Consider the following 17,649-nt stretch of genomic DNA (forward strand, 5'->3'; position numbering starts at 1 on the left):
CGCATAATAGCACATTCTGAACTGTTCCGGGGACGCGCCCCGGTTACGCTTATTCAATAAATTCGAACATAGCTCTCGAAATATTGCGCTTTCACCGCGCCATCGATAACCGTAGAGTGTAAACCATTGAGCGGAAACCCTTCCGCGTTACAGACAGGAAATCACCATGAGCAAAGTTTTAGTTCTGAAATCAAGCATCCTCGCAGGCTACTCACAATCAGGCCAGCTTGCTGACTTCTACGTTGAACAGGCAAAAGCCCAGGGTAAAGAGGTGACCGTTCGTGATCTGGCGGCGAACCCGATTCCGGTTCTGGATGGTGAACTGGTCGGTGCTATGCGTCCTTCTGACACGCCGCTGTCTCCGCGCCAGCAGGAAGCGCTGGATCTCTCCAACGCGCTGATTGAAGAACTGCAGGCACATGACGAAGTGGTTATTGCGGCACCGATGTACAATTTCAACATCCCGACCCAGCTGAAAAACTATTTCGACCTGATTGCCCGTGCAGGCGTGACGTTCCGCTACACCGAAGCAGGCCCGGAAGGTCTGGTTAAAGGGAAAAAAGCGGTTGTGATCACCAGCCGTGGCGGGATTCACAAAGACACCCCGACCGATCTGCTGACGCCATACGTTAAGCTGTTCCTGGGCTTCATCGGCATCACTGACGTTGAGTTCGTGTTTGCTGAAGGTATCGCCTACGGTCCTGAAGTGGCCAGCAAAGCGACCGCTGAAGCGAAAGACGCGATCAAACAGATCGTCACCGCTTAAAAGGCGCTCATCTCAGGATGAGACGCACACTCAACCGGGCCACGCGCCCGGTTTTTTTTGCGGCTTACGGCGTGCCCGGAGCCTCTTTTCTCAGCCACTGACCGTTAATGCCGCGCACATATTCCCCCACCGCCGCCCGGCTCACCAGTTTCTGCCCGGCAATGCTGGCGATATCCGCCGTGGAGAGATTGTTCTGTTCTGCCAGCCGCTGATATTGCTGATGCCGTCCGGCGTTGATGCGCTGCACCAGTGCCTGAGTTTCGCTGTCTCCGGCGCGCGCCGCGAGGTAGCCGGAGAGCGTTTCGCCCACCAGCCCCGACTGCCGGGCCTGATCCAGCGTCAGCGCCCAGGCGGGCTGCATCATCATCAGCGCGAGTAGCAGCGCCGCGCTTTTGCGTCTCATACGTGCTCTCCTCAGAACAGACCGCTCTGGTTTTTCAGTAACGCTTCCACGTCTTTATCCACCTTGATGTGGATCTCATGCTCAATTTTTACGTTCATATTGATGGTGATGGGATCTTTGGGTGCCGTAACCTCAATGCGCGGCACGCAGCCGATGCTCAGCAGTCCGGCTGCCAGAACCAGTAGTGCCCTCAGGCTCATGGTGAAGTGTCCTTGTTCGATGGCAAAGTCGCGTGTTGTTCCAGCCAGGATTGCAAATTATCGCCAAAGCGCAGGCTGCGCCAGAGCTGAAACAGATTTTCCTGATGATGGTAGTTAAGATTCACCGTCTGACGACGGTTGCTGAACCGGCTGACGCCCTGCACCTCTGCCGTCATGCTCAGGTCGCCGAGGTTATCCAGATTAATTGTCGCCCAGCTGCGGGAGATCTCCATATAGCGTAGCCAGTCCAGCGCCGCGCCGGTGGCGACGTTATTACGGGTAATGGCATCCGCCATATCGTTGTCCAGCCGGAAGGTCAGAGGGCCGCTGTTGGCTATCCACCCTTTCTCGACCAGCCAGCGGGGATTATTGAGCCACAGCGGCAGTTCACCGTTAACCCGTCCCGACATGGCGAACTGCTTAGGCTTCAGTGCGGTCACCAGCTCGCTGAGGCTGATTTGACGCAGCGTTACCCGCGCAGGCTCATGCTGTGGCATCTGCAATGCGGGCAGCGTAATCTGCCCGCCGAGGAGTTCCAGACTGACATCCTGCAACCTCAGCGGCGCGGCTTCGCTCCACGGCCAGCTGCCCTGCAGATCGGCACGGATATTCTGCATCGCAAACTGGTTTTTTACCTCGCCAATGCGCAGGGAAACCGGGCCATGCTGACCAAACTGCCACTGCTGCGCCCTGAAGCGAAAGGGCAGTGAGAAGTCGATACCATTGATCTGGCTGTCCGGCGTCCAGACGCTGCCCTGCTTCACCGACCAGTGTCCACCAGCCTGAAAACCCTGCTTTGGAGCAGCGGAAAAGGCGAACTGCGCCTGTAGCTGACCATCCTGAATCTGCATTTTCATGTCCGGGCTGATTAACGGCTGAAACACCCGGAGCGACTGTGACGGCCACCAGGCCTGACCGCGCAGCCGTTCGCCATCCCAGCGACCATTGACCCGCAGCGGGCCAATCCTGCCGGCATTCAGGCTGCCCCGCCAGATAAAGTCGCCGGGGTCGCGGCCTTTCGCCTCGAAATCGAGCGTTGAATCAGCCAGCCTGCCGCCATAGCTGAAACGGGTCTCGCCCGCCTGCAGCCGGAAGTGGCCATTAAACGCCGGGTGGGCCGCATCGCGATGCCAGTTAACGGGTTCAGTGAGCGTCAGACGCGGACTGGCGACGTTGACACTGCCGTAGGCCAGCTGATTAAAACCGGTGGAGAGTGTATCCAGATGGATCAGCGTATCGTGCCAGCCGCCCGTGCCTTTGACATCCCAGCGTGCCTGAAGCGGCAGCATCTCGCCTCCGCCCCAGTAGCGCCAGTTCCATTCGCCCTTATCAGGCCAGAAGTCGCTGGCACGCCCATCGAGATGCAGCCGGAAACGGCCAAAACTGGCATCGTGCGCGTTAAGAATCGCCTGCAGACGGCCATCAATTCCCTGCGATGAGAGGCGCACGCCCGCCAGCGGCCAGCGCGCCTCGTCCACCTCCAGCGTGGAGAGCAGGCGGCCCCGCAGGCGCAGCAGCGATTTAGGCTGGAGTTGCAGCTGAGGATCGAGGAGTGACCCGCTGAGCACGCCCGGAATGGAGCCGTAGAGTTGCAGATCCGCCAGCTTACTTTCGCCGGTCAGCTGAAACGGCAGATGGCTCTCTGTCAGGCTGAGGTGGCCGGGGCCGAAACCCAGTACAACGTTGCCCTTGCCGCCGCGCCCCCGGGTCAGCAGATTGAGGCGTCCGCTGATCTGGCTCTGTTCAAGCCCCGACTGCCAGTTCTCCAGCGTCAGGTTAATAAAGCCGGAGAGCGGCTGGGCGGCGAACGGCCAGTAATATTCCCCCTTCTCAATCTGAATCTGGTCGCGACTGATCTGCCAGGGCAGACGCAGAAGCGGGCGATCCTGGTCCGCCGTCGTTGCGACTAATACGCCCTGCTGCTGCTGCCAGTTGAGGCTGAGCTGAAGCGGATACGGCAGCGCAGCCAGCGCCAGTTGTCCGGCCACCTCGCCATTTACCGGCAGGTCACTGGCAAAGGTGGGAAGTTTAAGATGACCCTTGAGAGTGATGGGTTCAGAGAGTGCAGGATGGGTCAGCGTCAGATGGTCGACTGCCAGCTGCTGACCGGTCAGCGTTGCCGCCAGCTGCAGATTGTCACCCCGATAAGTCAGCCGCTGGCGATCTTTTTCCAGCGTGAGATCCAGTGCACCCGCGTAGGTCTGCCACGGGGCCACCGTCAGCTTATCCAGATGGACATCGGCACCCGGCAGCATTGCCTGCCATTCGGCCAGCGTTCTGGGCGAACCGGGATTGTCGTCGTCCGCCGGCAGTTTTTGCAGACAGGCGCTGTCCAGCGTCAGCGCGGACGCGTTAAGTTTCCAGCGCGACTGATGCCAGCCCAGCGAGACGGCTTCAACCGTTGCCAGCGTACAGTCGCCCGCCAGATAACGAATTTCTGGCAACCACAGGCCTCCCTCCCGCCAGCGCGGTGCGCCAGACAGCTCAATGCGGGTCTCCTGCGGCAGCCAGATCCCGACCAGCCGGGGCAGCCACTGTGTCACTGTTAACATCAGGCCGAGCAGCAGCAGAATCAGCGCCAGAATAGCCGCCAGCCGCCGCCGGACTCTCCGTGGCATAAAAGCCATAATCCTTTTCCTCACCCTATCCTGACCATGATGATGGCATGTAAATTGCGCGAGGTGAAGGTCTGCCCCGGACGCATTTCAGCGGTTTCAGCAAAGTCCGTCAGAAAACGTTATCCTTGGTCTATCACCTCTGCAGGAGCACAACGATGAAGATCGCGGTTTACAGCACCAAGTATTACGATCAGAAATACCTTGAGCAGGTCAATCAGCAGTTCGGCTTTGAACTGGTGTTCTTCGACTTTTTACTCACTGAAAGCACCGCAAAAACGGCAGTGGATTGCGATGCGGTCTGCATCTTTGTCAATGATGATGGCAGCCGACCGGTGCTGGAAGAGCTGGCCGCGCTGGGTGTGAAGTATATCGCGCTGCGCTGTGCCGGTTTTAATAATGTCGATCTGGACGCTGCAAAAGAGCTGGGCCTGGAGGTGGTGCGTGTGCCCGCCTATTCACCGGAAGCGGTCGCGGAGCATGCTATCGGCCTGATGATGACGCTGAACCGCCGTATTCATCGCGCCTATCAGCGCACCCGTGACGCGAACTTTTCACTCGACGGCCTGACCGGCTTTAACATGCATAACAAAACGGCGGGCGTGATAGGCACCGGTAAAATCGGCATTGCGACCATGCGCATCCTGAAAGGCTTTGGCATGCGGCTGCTGGCGTTTGATCCCTGGCCGAGCGAGCAGGCGCTGGAACTTGGCGCGGAGTATGTCGATCTGAAGACGCTGTTTGCGGAGTCGCACGTTATTACGCTGCACTGCCCGCTGACGCCGGAAAATCACCATCTGCTTAACGCCGAGGCGTTCAGCCAGATGCGTGACGGCGTCATGATTATCAATACCAGCCGCGGTGGCCTGATCGATTCACAGGCGGCGATTGATGCGCTGAAGCAGCAGAAGATTGGCGCGCTCGGCATGGATGTTTATGAGAACGAACGCGACCTGTTCTTTGAAGATAAGTCGAATGATGTGATTCAGGACGATGTCTTCCGCCGTCTGTCGGCGTGCCATAACGTGCTCTTCACCGGCCATCAGGCGTTTTTAACCGCCGAAGCCCTGACCGCCATTTCTGAAACCACGTTAAGCAATCTCAGTCAGCTCGATCGCGGTGAAAACTGCCCGAACCGACTCTCTGTCTGAGGGTGCGGGCCGGAGCAATCCGGCCTGTCTATCAGCGCGCGCAGTGCCCGCCGATTAGCGCCTGCTCATCACAACGACGCCCGTTCACTAACTGACACATCCCCACCCGGGATCCATCCAGCTGATGCGAAAAAGCCAGGGTTCCGCCTGCATTTTCACAGGTGCTTTCTGCCAGAGAAGACATCACCACGCGGGGCTGAACATGGGCGGCGGTGGCTTGTTGCGGTGGCTCGTTATCATCACTGTGGCTGCTGCAGGCAGAGAGGAATAACGCGGCACCGGCCAGCAAAAAGGTGGCTGCTTTCATCAGTCAGACTCCGGGAATTGGGATAATAGGCTGGCTCAGCATATGTCAGGCAGCACAAGGGGTCGAGAGGTGAAACAGCTTTTTACAAATTTCTGCGGCGTGTTTTGCAAGCAGAATTATCTTGTTTACCTGGTAACACTGAACTGTCACCCTTTTCCGGCCCCCCTTATTTCGGAGTAGAGCCATGTTAATGGATATGTTAATTCGCATTGCGCTGGCCGGTATTCTAGGCGGCCTCATCGGCCTGGAGCGGCAGATGCGGGCCAAAGAAGCCGGACTTCGCACCCACATCCTGGTCGGGATCGGCAGTGCGATGTTCATGCTGGTGTCGAAATATGGCTTTGCCGATATGCTGAACAGTGACCATGTTGCGCTGGACCCCAGCCGTATTGCGGCGCAGGTGGTCAGCGGCATGGGCTTCCTGGGCGCGGGTACCATCATGATCCAGAAGCAGGTGGTGAAAGGCTTAACCACGGCGGCCGGTTTATGGGTAACCGCAGCGATTGGCCTGGTCATCGGCAGCGGCATGTATGAGATCGGCATCTATGGCACCGTACTGGCGCTGGTCGTGCTGGAAGTGTTCCGCCGTCTGAGCCACGTGTTAATCGGTAAACACCATACCCTGCTGGTATTCCTGAAGCCGAAGAGTGTGCCGCTGGTGCTGCTGGTGATGCAGCGGGAAGGCATCCGCTACGGCAACGTGACGGTGATTAATCGCGATCAGGAAAGCGGACTGTGTGAACTCAGCGTGCAGGTTACGCTGTCGCGCAGGTCAAATGACGCGCATCTTTACGATAAGGTGATGGAGATTAAAGGGGTGCAGTCGCTGGAGATGATGTGAGCATCTGCCCTGCCTCACCGGGCCGGTGCGCCAGCCCGGGGAATACCAGCCCCAGAAAATGTCGGCGCAGACGATGGCGCTCCCCTTGCCTGCTGCCGACATTGTTAACAGCCTGATCTACTGTCACCCTTCAGAATGACCATCCCCCTGACCTGACACATGGAGCCGGTCAGAAATTAATGACATAATCCGGTATTATTTATCAGCGAAATGATGACAGCCGGAGACCAATGCGCCCTGACTCTGACCCTGCAGACAATGCCCTGTCCGCGACCGCACGTAAAAGCAACTGGCGCGGGCTAAGCCTGCTGACGGTTATCCTGATCGCGGCTGCGGTGGCCATTATCATGATTCTGGACCATCGCAACTCAGTGAATAATGCGCTTGAAACCGGACAATGTCTGGCTGAGGAAGGCGCTGAAAACATTCTTGGCGTACTCAGGCATTTTTTACACCATGCCTATCGCTGGATCTTTAAAGCCTGCGGCTAATCAAATTCAGTGCAGCAGAAAATGGAGTAAGCCGTGCCGGTTCAGCAGCAGCAGAACGCCACCATACATTACGGCGACATAACAGATTAAAAAAAGCAGCAGCGTCATGATAAATTTCACACCAGACTTTTTTATTTTGTGATCGTTATCCGGCTTTCTCATCGCGGTTAATCACCACTCCTTTTTTAACCTGATTGCACAGCGGGATATTAAACGGTTCCCCTGTTCCGCTGTATTGCCGAAATGTGCGAAACGACGCCCTGGATGTCTGTCTGTTGATTTTACGTTGGATAAAACCCAGCCCGGCGACGTTATGCTTTTTCATCCGGGTGGACACGTTCTCAAGGAACAAACAACTGATTGTTTACTCTCTATTTTTTTAGAGAATAAAGTGCAGTCTGAAATTAACAGAGCGTTCGATTCAGGCCATTAAACCAGCCTGTCGATGAAGCTGATTATAATCTTTTCCGCTCAACACAGATTAAACCGCGTGCGACTTTCAGATCACTCCGTTTAATCTGTCCCAGCCTGACTCACGCAGAACGCCCGATTTAAAAAGCAAAATATTTAAATTTGATATGGGTCAAATTTCACTCCCGATATAATAGTGCCTGTTTATGTCTGATTGATCTTTACCTGCTCATGCTGGTTAATTTGCTGAACCGGTGGCATCAATGAAATATCTGTTAATTCTCCCCTTCATTTTTATGATCGCAGGCTGCGCGACAAAGAACAATAGCGCGCGAACCGCGACTGACCAGGCTTCATCCCCCTCCTGCTCCTCGCACAGTGATGAAATCGACTGTCAGTGGAAAGAGGTCCCCGCCAGCTGAGGAGGTAACGCTGACTTTTCTCCTCCGCATGCGCCACTGCGAAATGCTGCAACATCCCTTTCTCTCCCCGTTTGCCTTTACGCAACGTGCGGAAGGTGAACTCTGGCGTCTTAATCCGCGGATTACTTCACTCCGGCACTGGCATTCGCGGCAACAATCCGTACCATACGCTGCATATTCGTGACACCGCAGAGAAGTGGCTGGCTGAATGCGCACGTTGATTTGCCCTCAGGCTACGCTTTCTGGTTTTAGAGATAGGTAAAAATGCAAGATAATCAAACGGTTGACAAGAAAGAACAGTACAACCTCAATAAACTGCAGAAACGCCTGCGCCGTCATGTCGGCGAAGCCATTGCAGATTTCAATATGATCGAAGAAGGTGACCGCATCATGGTCTGCCTGTCGGGCGGAAAAGACAGCTATACCATGCTGGAAATTCTGCGCAGTCTGCAAAAAAGCGCCCCGGTCAGTTTCAGCCTGATTGCCGTTAACCTGGACCAGAAGCAGCCTGGCTTCCCTGAGCATATCCTCCCGGCCTATCTGGAGTCTCAGGGTGTGGAGTACCGGATTATCGAAGAAGATACCTACTCCATCGTCAAAGAGAAGATTCCGGAAGGGAAAACCACCTGCTCTCTCTGCTCACGCCTGCGCCGTGGCATTCTGTACCGCGTTGCCACAGAGCTGGGCTGCACGAAAATTGCCCTAGGCCACCACCGCGATGACATTCTGCAGACGCTGTTCCTCAACATGTTCTATGGCGGGAAAATGAAAGGCATGCCACCGAAGCTGATGAGCGACGATGGCAAGCAGATTGTGATCCGCCCGCTGGCCTACTGCCGTGAAAAAGATATCATCCGCTTCTCGGAAGCGCGTCAGTTCCCGATTATCCCCTGCAACCTCTGCGGTTCTCAGCCAAACCTGCAGCGTCAGGTGGTAGCCGATATGCTGCGAGACTGGGATAAGCGCTACCCGGGCCGTATCGAAACAATGTTCAGTGCGATGCAGAATGTCGTGCCGTCGCACCTCGCCGATGTCAATCTGTTCGACTTCAAAGGCATCAAACATGGCGATGCGGTGGTGGACGGGGGCGATATCGCCTTTGACCGCGAAACGCTGCCGTTGCAGCCGGCAGGCTGGCGGCTCGATGATGAAGATGCCCCTGTCACAGGCGCACGTCTGGATGTGCTTCAGATTAAGTAAGTGCCGGAAAAACAGAAGGGCGTGCTGCTGGCAGCACGCCCTTTTTTTATATGTTGCGGTGTGGCGGTGGATCCATTATCGGCGGAAACTCCGGATCCGTCGGCGGATCGGGCTGAGGTTGCGGATGGGGGATCGGGTCAGGAATCGGGGTCGGATCCGTGGGGATCGGCTCGCTGTTATAAATCGCGCTCATGCCGTACTCCTTTTCTTGCGAATGGACTTTAAGCTTAGGTAAGGAACGGCGTTCCAGCCAGCCAGGCAAAAAAAAGCCGGCGCACTGGCCGGCATGTTTCGAATTAAATGTGCTATGCATTAATTCTAAATCAGGAAGTAAGACAATATGGAGCGCAACGCCCATCGCTTGACGTTGCATTCACCTGCGGAAGAGAGTTTGCGTCAACGGTGACATCGGGTTCTTGATATCGATCAGCTTTTGCCGCCTTTCCTCGAATTTCAGCGCCTGGGCTGAGATGGCCCCTCCCCGTCGCGCTACAGCCAGTGCCGTTTACGCAGATAACCGGCGACGCCGACAGCCAAAACCACCAGCAGCAGACAGAAAATGGAAAAGCCGTATCGCCATTCTCCGCCCGGAATGCCGCCGAGGTTGACGCCGAACAGACCGGTCAGGAAGGTGGCCGGCAGGAAGATCATCGCCATGACTGACATGGTATAGGTGCGCCGGTTCATCGATTCGGCCATAGCAGAGGCAACCTCATCGGCCAGAATGGCGGTTCGTGCCACGCCGGCGTCCAGGTCATCCAGCCCGCGTCCCAGCCTGTCGGCAATCTCCTGCATCCGTCGCCGCTCGTTGTCATCCATCCAGGCCAGTTTTTCGCTCGCCAGCCGGGCATAGACATCGCGCTGCGGGGCCATATAACGTCGCATCACAATCAGCTGTTTGCGCAGCAGACCCAGCTCACCCCGCGCGGGCATCCGCTGATCCAGCAGCGCATCCTCCAGCTCAATGATTTTGTCATGCAACTCTTCGATAAATTCGCTGGTGTGATCGGTCAGGGCATCACAGACATCGACCAGCCAGCTGCCGCAATCGATCGGGCCATTGCCGTTCTGCAGGTCGGTCAGTACTTCATCCACGGCAGAAACTTTGCGCCGGCGGGTCGAAACAATCAGCTTGTCGTTGATAAAGACCCGCATCACGACCAGCTGGTCACGGCGCGCATCGCTGTTGTGGTTAACGCTGCGCAGCACAATCATGAAGCCATCACCCAGACGGCTGACGCGCGGACGCATACTGTCACCCGCCAGGGCATCACGGACGGCATCGGGGATTTGAGGCGTCGACTGCAGCCACTCTGCGCTTTTACGATGGGTGTAGTTAAGATGCAGCCAGCAGGGCTGCTCGCACTGAATCACCTCATCTTCCGCAATCGGGATCATGCCGCCCTTGCCATCAAGCTGGCAGGAAATGATGGCGTCTGAAACCTGCAATGCTTTTCCTTCAATTACGTCCACACCGTCCCCTCACTATCAAAATCAATACGATACAGTCTAGCGTGGCGGCGATGAGTTGCAATCTCCGGGCTGTGTAGAAAGATGTCAGCCGGTGGCCGGATGAACAGCCACCGGAGGCTTAATGTTTCTCGATCCAGAGCTCGCGGCTGTAGGCGACATCTTCGGGGTTAGTGATGGGATACCCTTTGACCCAGGGTTTAATCAGGCGGCCATTGGTGTACTGATAGATCGGGGCGATGGGTGCCTGATCCGCCAGAATCTGTTCCGCGCGGTTGTAATCGCTGCTGCGCGCCTCGTCACTGGTCTCGCGACTCGCTTTGGCCAGCACGGCATCGTAATCCGCGTTGCTGAAGCGGGGAATGTTGCTGCTGTTGCCGGAGGTCAGCAGATTCAGGAAGGTGGATGGCTCATTGTAATCGCCGACCCAGGATGCCCGGATCACATCGAAGTTGCCGCTGTTACGGCTGTCGATGTAGGTTTTCCACTCCTGATTTTCCAGCGAAACATCCACGCCAAGGTTCTTTTTCCACATGGACGCCACCGCGATAGCAATCTTCTGATGGCTCTCCGAGGTGTTATAAAGCAGCTTAAGCCTGAGCGGTTTACCCGGGCCATAGCCCGCTGCGGTGAGCAGTGCTTTTGCCTGCGCGTTGAGATTGTTCTGGTCATGTTGCTGCAGGAAAGAAGGCAGCGGCCTGAAGCCAGCGGTAACATCCGGGGTAAAGTGCCATGCCGGTTTTTCACCGGTTCCCAGCACTTTTTCCGCAATAATCCGGCGATCAATAGACCAGGAGAGCGCTTTGCGCACCCGCGCATCAGCGGTCGGCCCCTTCAGCGTATTAAACGCATAGTAATAGGTGCCCAGCTGGTCAGGCGTGTAGACCTCACCCGGCAGACTCTTCTTCAGCAGACCATACATCTCTTTAGGAAAAGATTCGGTGATATCGATGTCGTTGGCGCGATAACGCTTGGTGGCACTCGACTCTTCGTTGATCGGAACAAACGTCACCCGGGTCAAAACCGAATGGGCATCATCCCAGTAGTGCGGATTGCGCGTCAGGACAATTTTCTCATTTACCACGCGCTCGCTGAGCTGATAGGCCCCGTTGCCGACCAGTTTACCGGGCGCGGTCCAACTGTCGCCCTGCTGCGCCAGGGTCTTCTGCGGCACCGGAAAGAGCGCCACGTTAGCCACCAGCGCCGGGAACCACGGCACCGGACGATCCAGCGTGACCTTCAGGCGGCTGTTATCCTGCGCCACCACGCCCAGCTTATCCGGGGTCATCTGACCTTTGGCGATCGCCGCAGCGTTCTCAATACCGCTTAAGGCGGCGAACGAGGCCGACGGTGAACTGTTTTCAGGGTCGACAAGCCGCTGCCAGCTGTAAACAAAATCCTGCGCGGTTACCGGCTCGCCATTCGACCAGCGTGCGTTGTTGCGCAGCGTAAAGATCCAGGTTTTGTTGTCGCTGCTGCTCCAGCTCTGGGCCACGCCCGGTACGATTTTGCCGTGCGCATCCTGATTGGTCAGGCCTTCAAAAAGATCGCGAATGACCTGAATCTCTGGCAGGCCGACCGCTTTAAGTGGATCGAGCGAAGCGGGTTCATCCTTGATATGGCGCACGATCTGCTGCTGCTCAGCCAGCTGCGCGCCAGCGGGTGGATTCGCCGCGAGGGCGGGTGTGAAGAGGCTGCTCAGACTGATGGCGGCCAGCGTCATGCGAAAGGTTTTAACCATAATCACTCCTTTACCTCAAAGAAGCGCTGCACGACGCCGATCGCGATGCAGCTTGTGCAGGGCACTTTAACGCAAATCGCTGATGGATAAATAACTATTTTCCGCCTTCTGCTTTTCCGCTACTTTTAATAAAACCCTTCGAGGAAATCATTATGTCGCCACTTCATCCGCGCCCGCTGCGTGGCAAGCTGGACGTTCCGTATCAGCAGTATGGTCGCTCACTCCTGGGCGCGCCGCTGCTCTGGTTTCCGGCTCCGCTGGGCGATTCAGAGAGCGGGCTGATCCTGGCAGGCACCCATGGGGATGAGAATGCGGCTATCGCCACGCTCTCCGCCGCATTGCGGACGCTGCCCGATGGCATGCGGCGGCATCATGTGGTGTTAGCGGTTAATCCTGATGGCTGTCAGCTGGGGTTGCGCGCGAATGCCAGTGGCGTGGATCTCAACCGTAACTTTCCGGCCGCAAACTGGCAGTCAGGCGATACCGTTTATCGCTGGAACAGCGCCGCCGATGCGCGCGATGTGGCGCTCTCAACCGGCAATCATCCCGCCTCAGAACCGGAAACCCAGGCGCTCTGCGCCCTGATTCATCAGATCAAACCACGCTGGATCGTCTCCTGGCATGAGCCGCTGGGGTGCATTGATGACCCGCATCAGTCAGAGATAGGCGGCTGGCTGGCCGACCACACCGGCCTCCCCCGCGTCACCAGCGTCGGATATGACACCCCCGGCTCCTTCGGCAGCTGGTGCAAAGATCTCAGCCTGCCCTGCGTGACCGCGGAACTGCCGGTAATCTCCGTGGATGAAGCGACGGAAGTCTACCTTGAGGTGATGGTTAACCTGCTGCGCTGGCAGCAATGAGCAACTGACCGTTCCGCACGTTAATCGGTGGTTCGGCATCCACCGCCAGCCAGGTCGGGCCATCAAGATCGGCAAAACGGGTCTGCGGCACCAGCGGCAGTGCAGCGCGTATCGCCCGCGAGGTGCAGAGCATGCAGCCAAGCATGACCGCAAAGCCCTGCTGCTGCGCCGCTTCGGCCAGCGCCAGCGCTTCGGTCAGCCCGCCAGCCTTATCCAGCTTGATATTGACCATCTCATAACGGCCGCGCAGCGCCGGCAGGCTGTCACGCGTGTGACAGCTCTCATCGGCACAGATCGGCAGGGGATGAATAAAGTTTTCCAGCGCCGCATCTTCACCGGCGGGCAGCGGCTGCTCCAGCATCGCCACGTCAATATCGGCCAGCAGCTGACAGCGCGCCGCCAGCCCCTCTGCATGCCAGGATTCGTTCGCATCGACAATCAGGGTGGCTTCCGGCACCGCTGCGCGGATCGCCATCAACCGCTCGGTAATGAAATTATCATCCAGCTTAATTTTCAGTAGCGTGGCACCATGCTGCCACAGCGCCAGCGCGCTGCTGGCCATCGCTGCCGGTGTGTCGATGCTCACCGTCTGGGCGGTCACCACCTCCGGGGGCGCGATCACGCCATTAAGCTGCCACAGGCTGCTTTTCTGCTGATGAACGGCGAGATCCCACAGCGCGCTGTCGATAGCGTTACGCGCGGCACCGGCGGGCAGTGCCTGCTGCAGTGCCTCACGCGTCATGCCCTGCTGCAGCGCGGGCAGCAGAGAGGCGATCTGCGCCAGAACGGATGCCTCGGTTTCGCCGTAGCGGGCATAAGGCGTTGCTTCACCCACCCCCTTGACGCCCGCCTCTTCAATCTCAACCACCACCACCTTCACTTCGGTTCGGGTTCCACGGGCAATGACAAACGGGGTATGTAACGGCCAGGCTTCGGGATAACTTTTTACCGTTCTCATTTCCACTCCAGAATGAATGACGCAGTGGCAGACCGCCACAGAGATTTCGACAATTGAACTCGTAAACCCTTAACATTTATGTCATAAACAACGGCTAAGTTTAGCCTTTTTGTATCAGCGCTTTTTTATCATCAAAAGGAATCACTATGTCTCAGACTGTTCATTTTCAGGGTAATGCCGTCCCGGTTGCAGGTCAGTTCCCTCAGGCGGGCGATAAAGCCAAAGCGTTCACCCTGGTGGCGAAGAACCTGGTTAACGTTGCGCTCTCTGAGTATGCAGGAAAACGCAAAATTCTGAACATTTTCCCGAGTGTGGATACCGGCGTGTGTGCGTCATCAGTGCGTAAATTTAATCAGGCAGCCAGCGAACTCAATAACACCGTGGTGTTATGTATCTCTGCTGACCTGCCGTTTGCCCAGTCGCGCTTCTGTGGCGCAGAGAACCTGAGCAACGTGGTGACCCTGTCGACGCTGCGCGGCTCAGAGTTTAAGTATGATTATGGCGTGGAAATTGCCGATGGTGCGCTGGAAGGTCTGACCGCGCGTGCGGTAGTGGTGCTGGATGAGAATGATAAAGTGCTTTACAGCCAGTTGGTGGATGAAATCACCAACGAACCTGATTATGACGCAGCGCTGGCCGCGCTGAAGTAATAAAAAAAAAAGCGGATAACCCGGTTATCCGCTTTTTCCCTTTCGCGCATAGCCTATTCGCTGTCGCTGCGCTTCTGCCCCAGACCATATTCCCGCAGCTTATTGGCAATCGCCGTGTGTGACACGCCGAGCCGTTTTGCCAGTTTTCGGGTGCTGGGATAGGAGAGGTAAAGCCGCGTAAGGATTGAGCGCTCAAAACGGCTGGTGATTTGATCCAGCGTTCCTTCCAGCGCCTCATCACCCAGCGACACATCCAGCGCCTGCTCAGGCAGTACGATGTCCTGAGGACGCAGTTCGTAACCCTCCAGCTGGGTTAACGCCCGGTAAAGCGCATTCTTTAACTGACGTACGTTGCCCGGCCAGGCATAGCGGGTCAGAAACGCGTTGAGCTGCGGAGAGAGGCGTGGACGTGCCATCCCCTGCTCATCCGCAAAGCGGGCAACAAACATCTCGGTCAGCGGCAGAATATCCTGCGGACGGTCGCGCAGAGGCGGCAACTGCAGCGTCAGGACGTTGAGACGGTAGAAGAGATCTTCGCGGAACTCTCCGCGCTGTACCAGCTCAATCAGGTTCTTCTGCGTGGCGCAGATCACCCGCACATTCACATGCACTTCATGCTCTTCACCGACGCGGCGGAAGGTGCCGTCATTGAGAAAACGCAACAGTTTGGTCTGCATTCTCGGCGACATCTCACCGATTTCATCCAGCAGCACCGAGCCGCCGTTCGCCTGTTCGAAAAAGCCCTTCTTGCCTTCAAGCGCATTAGGATAGGCACCAGCAGCATGTCCAAACAGCTCGCTTTCCGCAACGTCGTCAGGCAGTGAGGCGCAGTTCAGCGCCAGGAAAGGATTCTTCCCGCGGGCGCTGCGGAGATGGCAGGCGCGCGCGAGCATGTCTTTCCCGGTGCCGGTGTCGCCCACAATCAGCAACGGCGCATCCAGCATCGCCAGCTTGCGGGCCTGATCCACCACCTGCCGCATTTTCGGCGTGACGGCAATGATGTGATCAAACTCCGAATCGTCTGTGACCACCAGATTCTGCAGCTGACGGCCCATGCGGGCGGTCGACTTCAGCATCACCATCGCGCCGACCGGCCGGTCGCTCTGGCCCTCTTCACCCGGCAGATAGATGGGACGCGCTTCCATCAGAAAATCCCGGCCCTCAATAACGACATGCTGCGCCTGCGCTTCCACCCGATCGCTCTCGAGCCAGCGCATAAAGTTAAAGCCGGTGATCAGATGACCGGCGCTGAAATTGCGCATCTTCTCTTCATCGAGATTGAAGAGGTTCTGTGCCGCCGGATTAGCTAACTCAACCTTACTTTTCAGATCGACAGAGAACACGGGATCGGGCATCGCCACCAGCAGCGCACTCAGCGCACGGTGTTCCCGCTCAGAAGGCATGTACGTGACAGTGCGCACATCTGTCACGCCGGGCGTACGCCGGATTTCAGCCATCAGATTGCTGAAGGCATCAAATTCCAGTGCAGCAAAGTTGAGATAGATGCGCCCAATCGCCGTAATTTCGATACCGCGTAAATCAATATTGCGTGCCACCAGCAGGTCGAGCAGTTCACGCGTCAGACCGATACGGTCCTGACAGAACACTTCCAGACGCATTGCGTTCGCCTTAATCAGGTTCAGATGGTTCAATGATACGCTAAGTCGCGCACTGGCAGAAAGGACTCTGTCAGGAAAAGTTGACACTTCTGGCGTGGATGATGGCGTTTTGTACTGCGCCGCTGAGATCATGATTCTGTCTCAGAGTGTCAGGATTTGTCAGCGCCGGAGTTTTTATCCCATCCGACTTGCTGTATATTTTTCAAAACCGAATAAAAACCACTATAAAATGCTGACTTTCTTCGCAAAATATCTGACGGTAGGTGTCATCAATACCCTGCTTCACTGGGTCACCTTCTTTATCTGCCTTAGCCTGGGCCTTTTCCAGTCAACCGCTAATCTGTTGGCGTTTTGTCTGGCCGTCACCTTCTCTTTCTTTGTGAATGCACGCTGGACCTTTAATCAGCAGGCAACAGCCTGGCGCTATCTTCTTTACGTCCTGTTTATGGGGGCAATGGCCTTTAGCGTGGGTTATCTCGCTGACCGGCTCGGCCTCTACCCTCTGATAACGCTGATCGCCTCATCCGCCCTGAGTCTGGCGTGTGGCTTCCTTTTTTCCCGCTTTATCGTCTTTAAAGGAGAGTCATGAACATCTCTTTGGTGGTACCGGTATTCAATGAAGAAGAGGCTATTCCCCATTTTTATCAGGCCGTGAGAAAAGATGAGGCGCTTGCGGCCTGGCAGGTTGAGATTGTTTTTATCGATGATGGCAGCACGGACGCAACGCGTGCGCTGATTACTCAACTGAGCCAGCGTGATCCGCTGGTGCGCAGCCTGTCGTTTATTCGTAATTTTGGCAAAGAGCCGGCGCTGTTTGCCGGACTGGAAGCGGCAACCGGCGAGGCCATAATTCCAATCGATGTCGATTTACAGGATCCGATTTCGATAATTCCCGAAATGGTCCGTAAATGGCAGGCGGGTGCCGATATCGTTTTAGCCAAACGGATTGACAGAAGTGCTGATGGCCATCTGAAGCGCAAAACCGCCCGCTGGTTTTACAAGCTGCATAACAAAATCAGCTATCCGCAGATTGAAGAGAACGTGGGTGATTTCCGGCTGATGTCGCGGGAAGTGGTTGAGAACATTAAACGGCTACCCGAAAAAAATCTGTTCATGAAAGGCATTCTGAGCTGGGTCGGCGGACAGACTGACATTGTTGAATATGTCCGGACTGAGCGGGTCGCGGGGCACAGTAAATTCGGAGGCTGGAAATTGTGGAATCTGGCGCTGGAGGGACTGACCTCTTTCTCAACCGTACCGCTACGTATCTGGTCTTATCTGGGTTTTCTGGTTGCCTCACTGGCCTTTCTTTATGGGCTCTGGATGATTGCAGATAAACTCCTGTTCGGTAATCCGGTGCCTGGCTATCCCTCTATCCTGGTTTCCGTTCTGTTCCTTGGCGGAGTTCAGCTGATTGGCATTGGTGTACTGGGTGAATATATTGGCCGCATCTATATGGAAACCAAAAACCGGCCTCGCTATATTTTGCGAAAATCCGTGGAAAATAAATCAAGCCCACCCGAAAACATTGATTAAATTGTCCG

General features: G+C 56.3%; 18 protein-coding genes. 9 read left to right on the forward strand and 9 right to left on the reverse strand.

Features of this window, described 5'->3' with window-relative positions:
• The first annotated feature begins 166 nt into the window (after positions 1 to 166).
• Positions 167 to 766, forward strand: coding sequence for an FMN-dependent NADH-azoreductase (locus FJW00_RS19275; RefSeq protein WP_140925441.1), 600 nt, complete (start codon positions 167 to 169; stop codon positions 764 to 766).
• Between the two features lie 64 nt (positions 767 to 830).
• On the opposite strand, the gene FJW00_RS19280 is transcribed toward FJW00_RS19275, so the two are convergent.
• The 3 genes from FJW00_RS19280 to FJW00_RS19290 are packed head-to-tail and all read right to left on the reverse strand — an operon-like array spanning position 831 to position 3,996.
• The gene (locus FJW00_RS19280; protein ID WP_009090060.1) at positions 831 to 1,169 is read right to left on the reverse strand and encodes a YdbL family probable chaperone protein; all 339 of its coding nucleotides are present in this window, start codon (positions 1,167 to 1,169) and stop codon (positions 831 to 833) included.
• Positions 1,170 to 1,180: 11 nt separating this feature from the next.
• Positions 1,181 to 1,369, reverse strand: coding sequence for a YnbE family lipoprotein (locus FJW00_RS19285; RefSeq protein ID WP_009090058.1), 189 nt, complete (start codon positions 1,367 to 1,369; stop codon positions 1,181 to 1,183).
• On the reverse strand, positions 1,366 to 3,996 hold the full coding sequence (locus FJW00_RS19290; RefSeq protein ID WP_140925442.1) for a YdbH family protein: 2,631 nt from the start codon (positions 3,994 to 3,996) through the stop codon (positions 1,366 to 1,368). Before FJW00_RS19290 ends, FJW00_RS19285 begins: the two co-directional genes overlap by 4 nt.
• Positions 3,997 to 4,142: 146 nt before the next feature.
• Here FJW00_RS19290 and FJW00_RS19295 point away from each other — a divergent pair, with 146 nt between their 5' ends.
• A complete protein-coding gene (locus FJW00_RS19295; protein ID WP_140925443.1) occupies positions 4,143 to 5,135 on the forward strand; it encodes a 2-hydroxyacid dehydrogenase in 993 nt (330 codons plus the stop codon).
• Positions 5,136 to 5,166: 31 nt separating this feature from the next.
• On the opposite strand, the gene FJW00_RS19300 is transcribed toward FJW00_RS19295, so the two are convergent.
• Positions 5,167 to 5,442: a putative hemolysin gene (locus FJW00_RS19300; protein ID WP_009090053.1), complete on the reverse strand. Its 276-nt coding sequence runs from the start codon at positions 5,440 to 5,442 to the stop codon at positions 5,167 to 5,169.
• A 184-nt stretch (positions 5,443 to 5,626) separates the two neighbouring features.
• Here FJW00_RS19300 and FJW00_RS19305 point away from each other — a divergent pair, with 184 nt between their 5' ends.
• From FJW00_RS19305 to ttcA, 3 genes are all read left to right on the forward strand, one after another.
• On the forward strand, positions 5,627 to 6,283 hold the full coding sequence (locus FJW00_RS19305) for an MgtC/SapB family protein (RefSeq protein WP_033736241.1): 657 nt from the start codon (positions 5,627 to 5,629) through the stop codon (positions 6,281 to 6,283).
• A 230-nt stretch (positions 6,284 to 6,513) separates the two neighbouring features.
• A complete protein-coding gene (locus FJW00_RS19310; RefSeq protein WP_009090049.1) occupies positions 6,514 to 6,774 on the forward strand; it encodes a hypothetical protein in 261 nt (86 codons plus the stop codon).
• 1,097 nt (positions 6,775 to 7,871) lie between these two features.
• Positions 7,872 to 8,807 (forward strand): tRNA 2-thiocytidine(32) synthetase TtcA, encoded by a 936-nt coding sequence (gene ttcA, locus FJW00_RS19315; RefSeq protein ID WP_009090046.1) that lies wholly within the window; start codon positions 7,872 to 7,874, stop codon positions 8,805 to 8,807.
• A gap of 46 nt (positions 8,808 to 8,853) precedes the next feature.
• On the opposite strand, the gene ynaL is transcribed toward ttcA, so the two are convergent.
• The 3 genes from ynaL to FJW00_RS19330 form a co-directional block, all read right to left on the reverse strand.
• A complete protein-coding gene (gene ynaL, locus FJW00_RS22770) occupies positions 8,854 to 9,180 on the reverse strand; it encodes a proline-rich small protein YnaL (RefSeq protein ID WP_140925444.1) in 327 nt (108 codons plus the stop codon).
• Positions 9,181 to 9,296: 116 nt separating this feature from the next.
• On the reverse strand, positions 9,297 to 10,280 hold the full coding sequence (zntB, locus tag FJW00_RS19325; RefSeq protein WP_009090042.1) for a zinc transporter ZntB: 984 nt from the start codon (positions 10,278 to 10,280) through the stop codon (positions 9,297 to 9,299).
• A gap of 118 nt (positions 10,281 to 10,398) precedes the next feature.
• Positions 10,399 to 12,018: a peptide ABC transporter substrate-binding protein gene (locus tag FJW00_RS19330; protein ID WP_140925445.1), complete on the reverse strand. Its 1,620-nt coding sequence runs from the start codon at positions 12,016 to 12,018 to the stop codon at positions 10,399 to 10,401.
• A 152-nt stretch (positions 12,019 to 12,170) separates the two neighbouring features.
• On the opposite strand from FJW00_RS19330, the gene mpaA reads away from it, so the two are divergent.
• Positions 12,171 to 12,878: a murein tripeptide amidase MpaA gene (gene mpaA / locus FJW00_RS19335; protein ID WP_058957867.1), complete on the forward strand. Its 708-nt coding sequence runs from the start codon at positions 12,171 to 12,173 to the stop codon at positions 12,876 to 12,878.
• On the opposite strand, the gene ycjG is transcribed toward mpaA, so the two are convergent.
• On the reverse strand, positions 12,853 to 13,836 hold the full coding sequence (ycjG, locus tag FJW00_RS19340) for an L-Ala-D/L-Glu epimerase (RefSeq protein WP_140925446.1): 984 nt from the start codon (positions 13,834 to 13,836) through the stop codon (positions 12,853 to 12,855). The two genes, mpaA and ycjG, sit on opposite strands and share 26 nt — an antisense overlap.
• A 146-nt stretch (positions 13,837 to 13,982) precedes the next feature.
• Here ycjG and tpx point away from each other — a divergent pair, with 146 nt between their 5' ends.
• Positions 13,983 to 14,486: a thiol peroxidase gene (gene tpx, locus FJW00_RS19345; RefSeq protein ID WP_046101893.1), complete on the forward strand. Its 504-nt coding sequence runs from the start codon at positions 13,983 to 13,985 to the stop codon at positions 14,484 to 14,486.
• Between the two features lie 53 nt (positions 14,487 to 14,539).
• Here tpx and tyrR read toward each other — a convergent pair whose 3' ends face one another.
• Positions 14,540 to 16,105: a transcriptional regulator TyrR gene (gene tyrR, locus FJW00_RS19350; RefSeq protein ID WP_058957869.1), complete on the reverse strand. Its 1,566-nt coding sequence runs from the start codon at positions 16,103 to 16,105 to the stop codon at positions 14,540 to 14,542.
• A gap of 229 nt (positions 16,106 to 16,334) precedes the next feature.
• Between tyrR and FJW00_RS19355 the strand changes: the two genes are divergently transcribed.
• Together FJW00_RS19355 and FJW00_RS19360 are read left to right on the forward strand one after the other, a co-directional pair.
• Positions 16,335 to 16,694, forward strand: a complete 360-nt coding sequence (locus FJW00_RS19355; RefSeq protein ID WP_111207623.1) for a GtrA family protein — start codon at positions 16,335 to 16,337, stop codon at positions 16,692 to 16,694.
• Positions 16,691 to 17,641 carry a glycosyltransferase family 2 protein gene (locus FJW00_RS19360; protein ID WP_140925447.1) on the forward strand — a complete coding sequence of 317 codons (951 nt, stop codon included), beginning with the start codon at positions 16,691 to 16,693 and terminating at the stop codon, positions 17,639 to 17,641. Before FJW00_RS19355 ends, FJW00_RS19360 begins: the two co-directional genes overlap by 4 nt.
• Positions 17,642 to 17,649: the final 8 nt, after the last annotated feature.

The organism is Pantoea anthophila (assembly GCF_006494375.1).
Taxonomy (GTDB): Bacteria; Pseudomonadota; Gammaproteobacteria; order Enterobacterales; family Enterobacteriaceae; genus Pantoea; species Pantoea anthophila.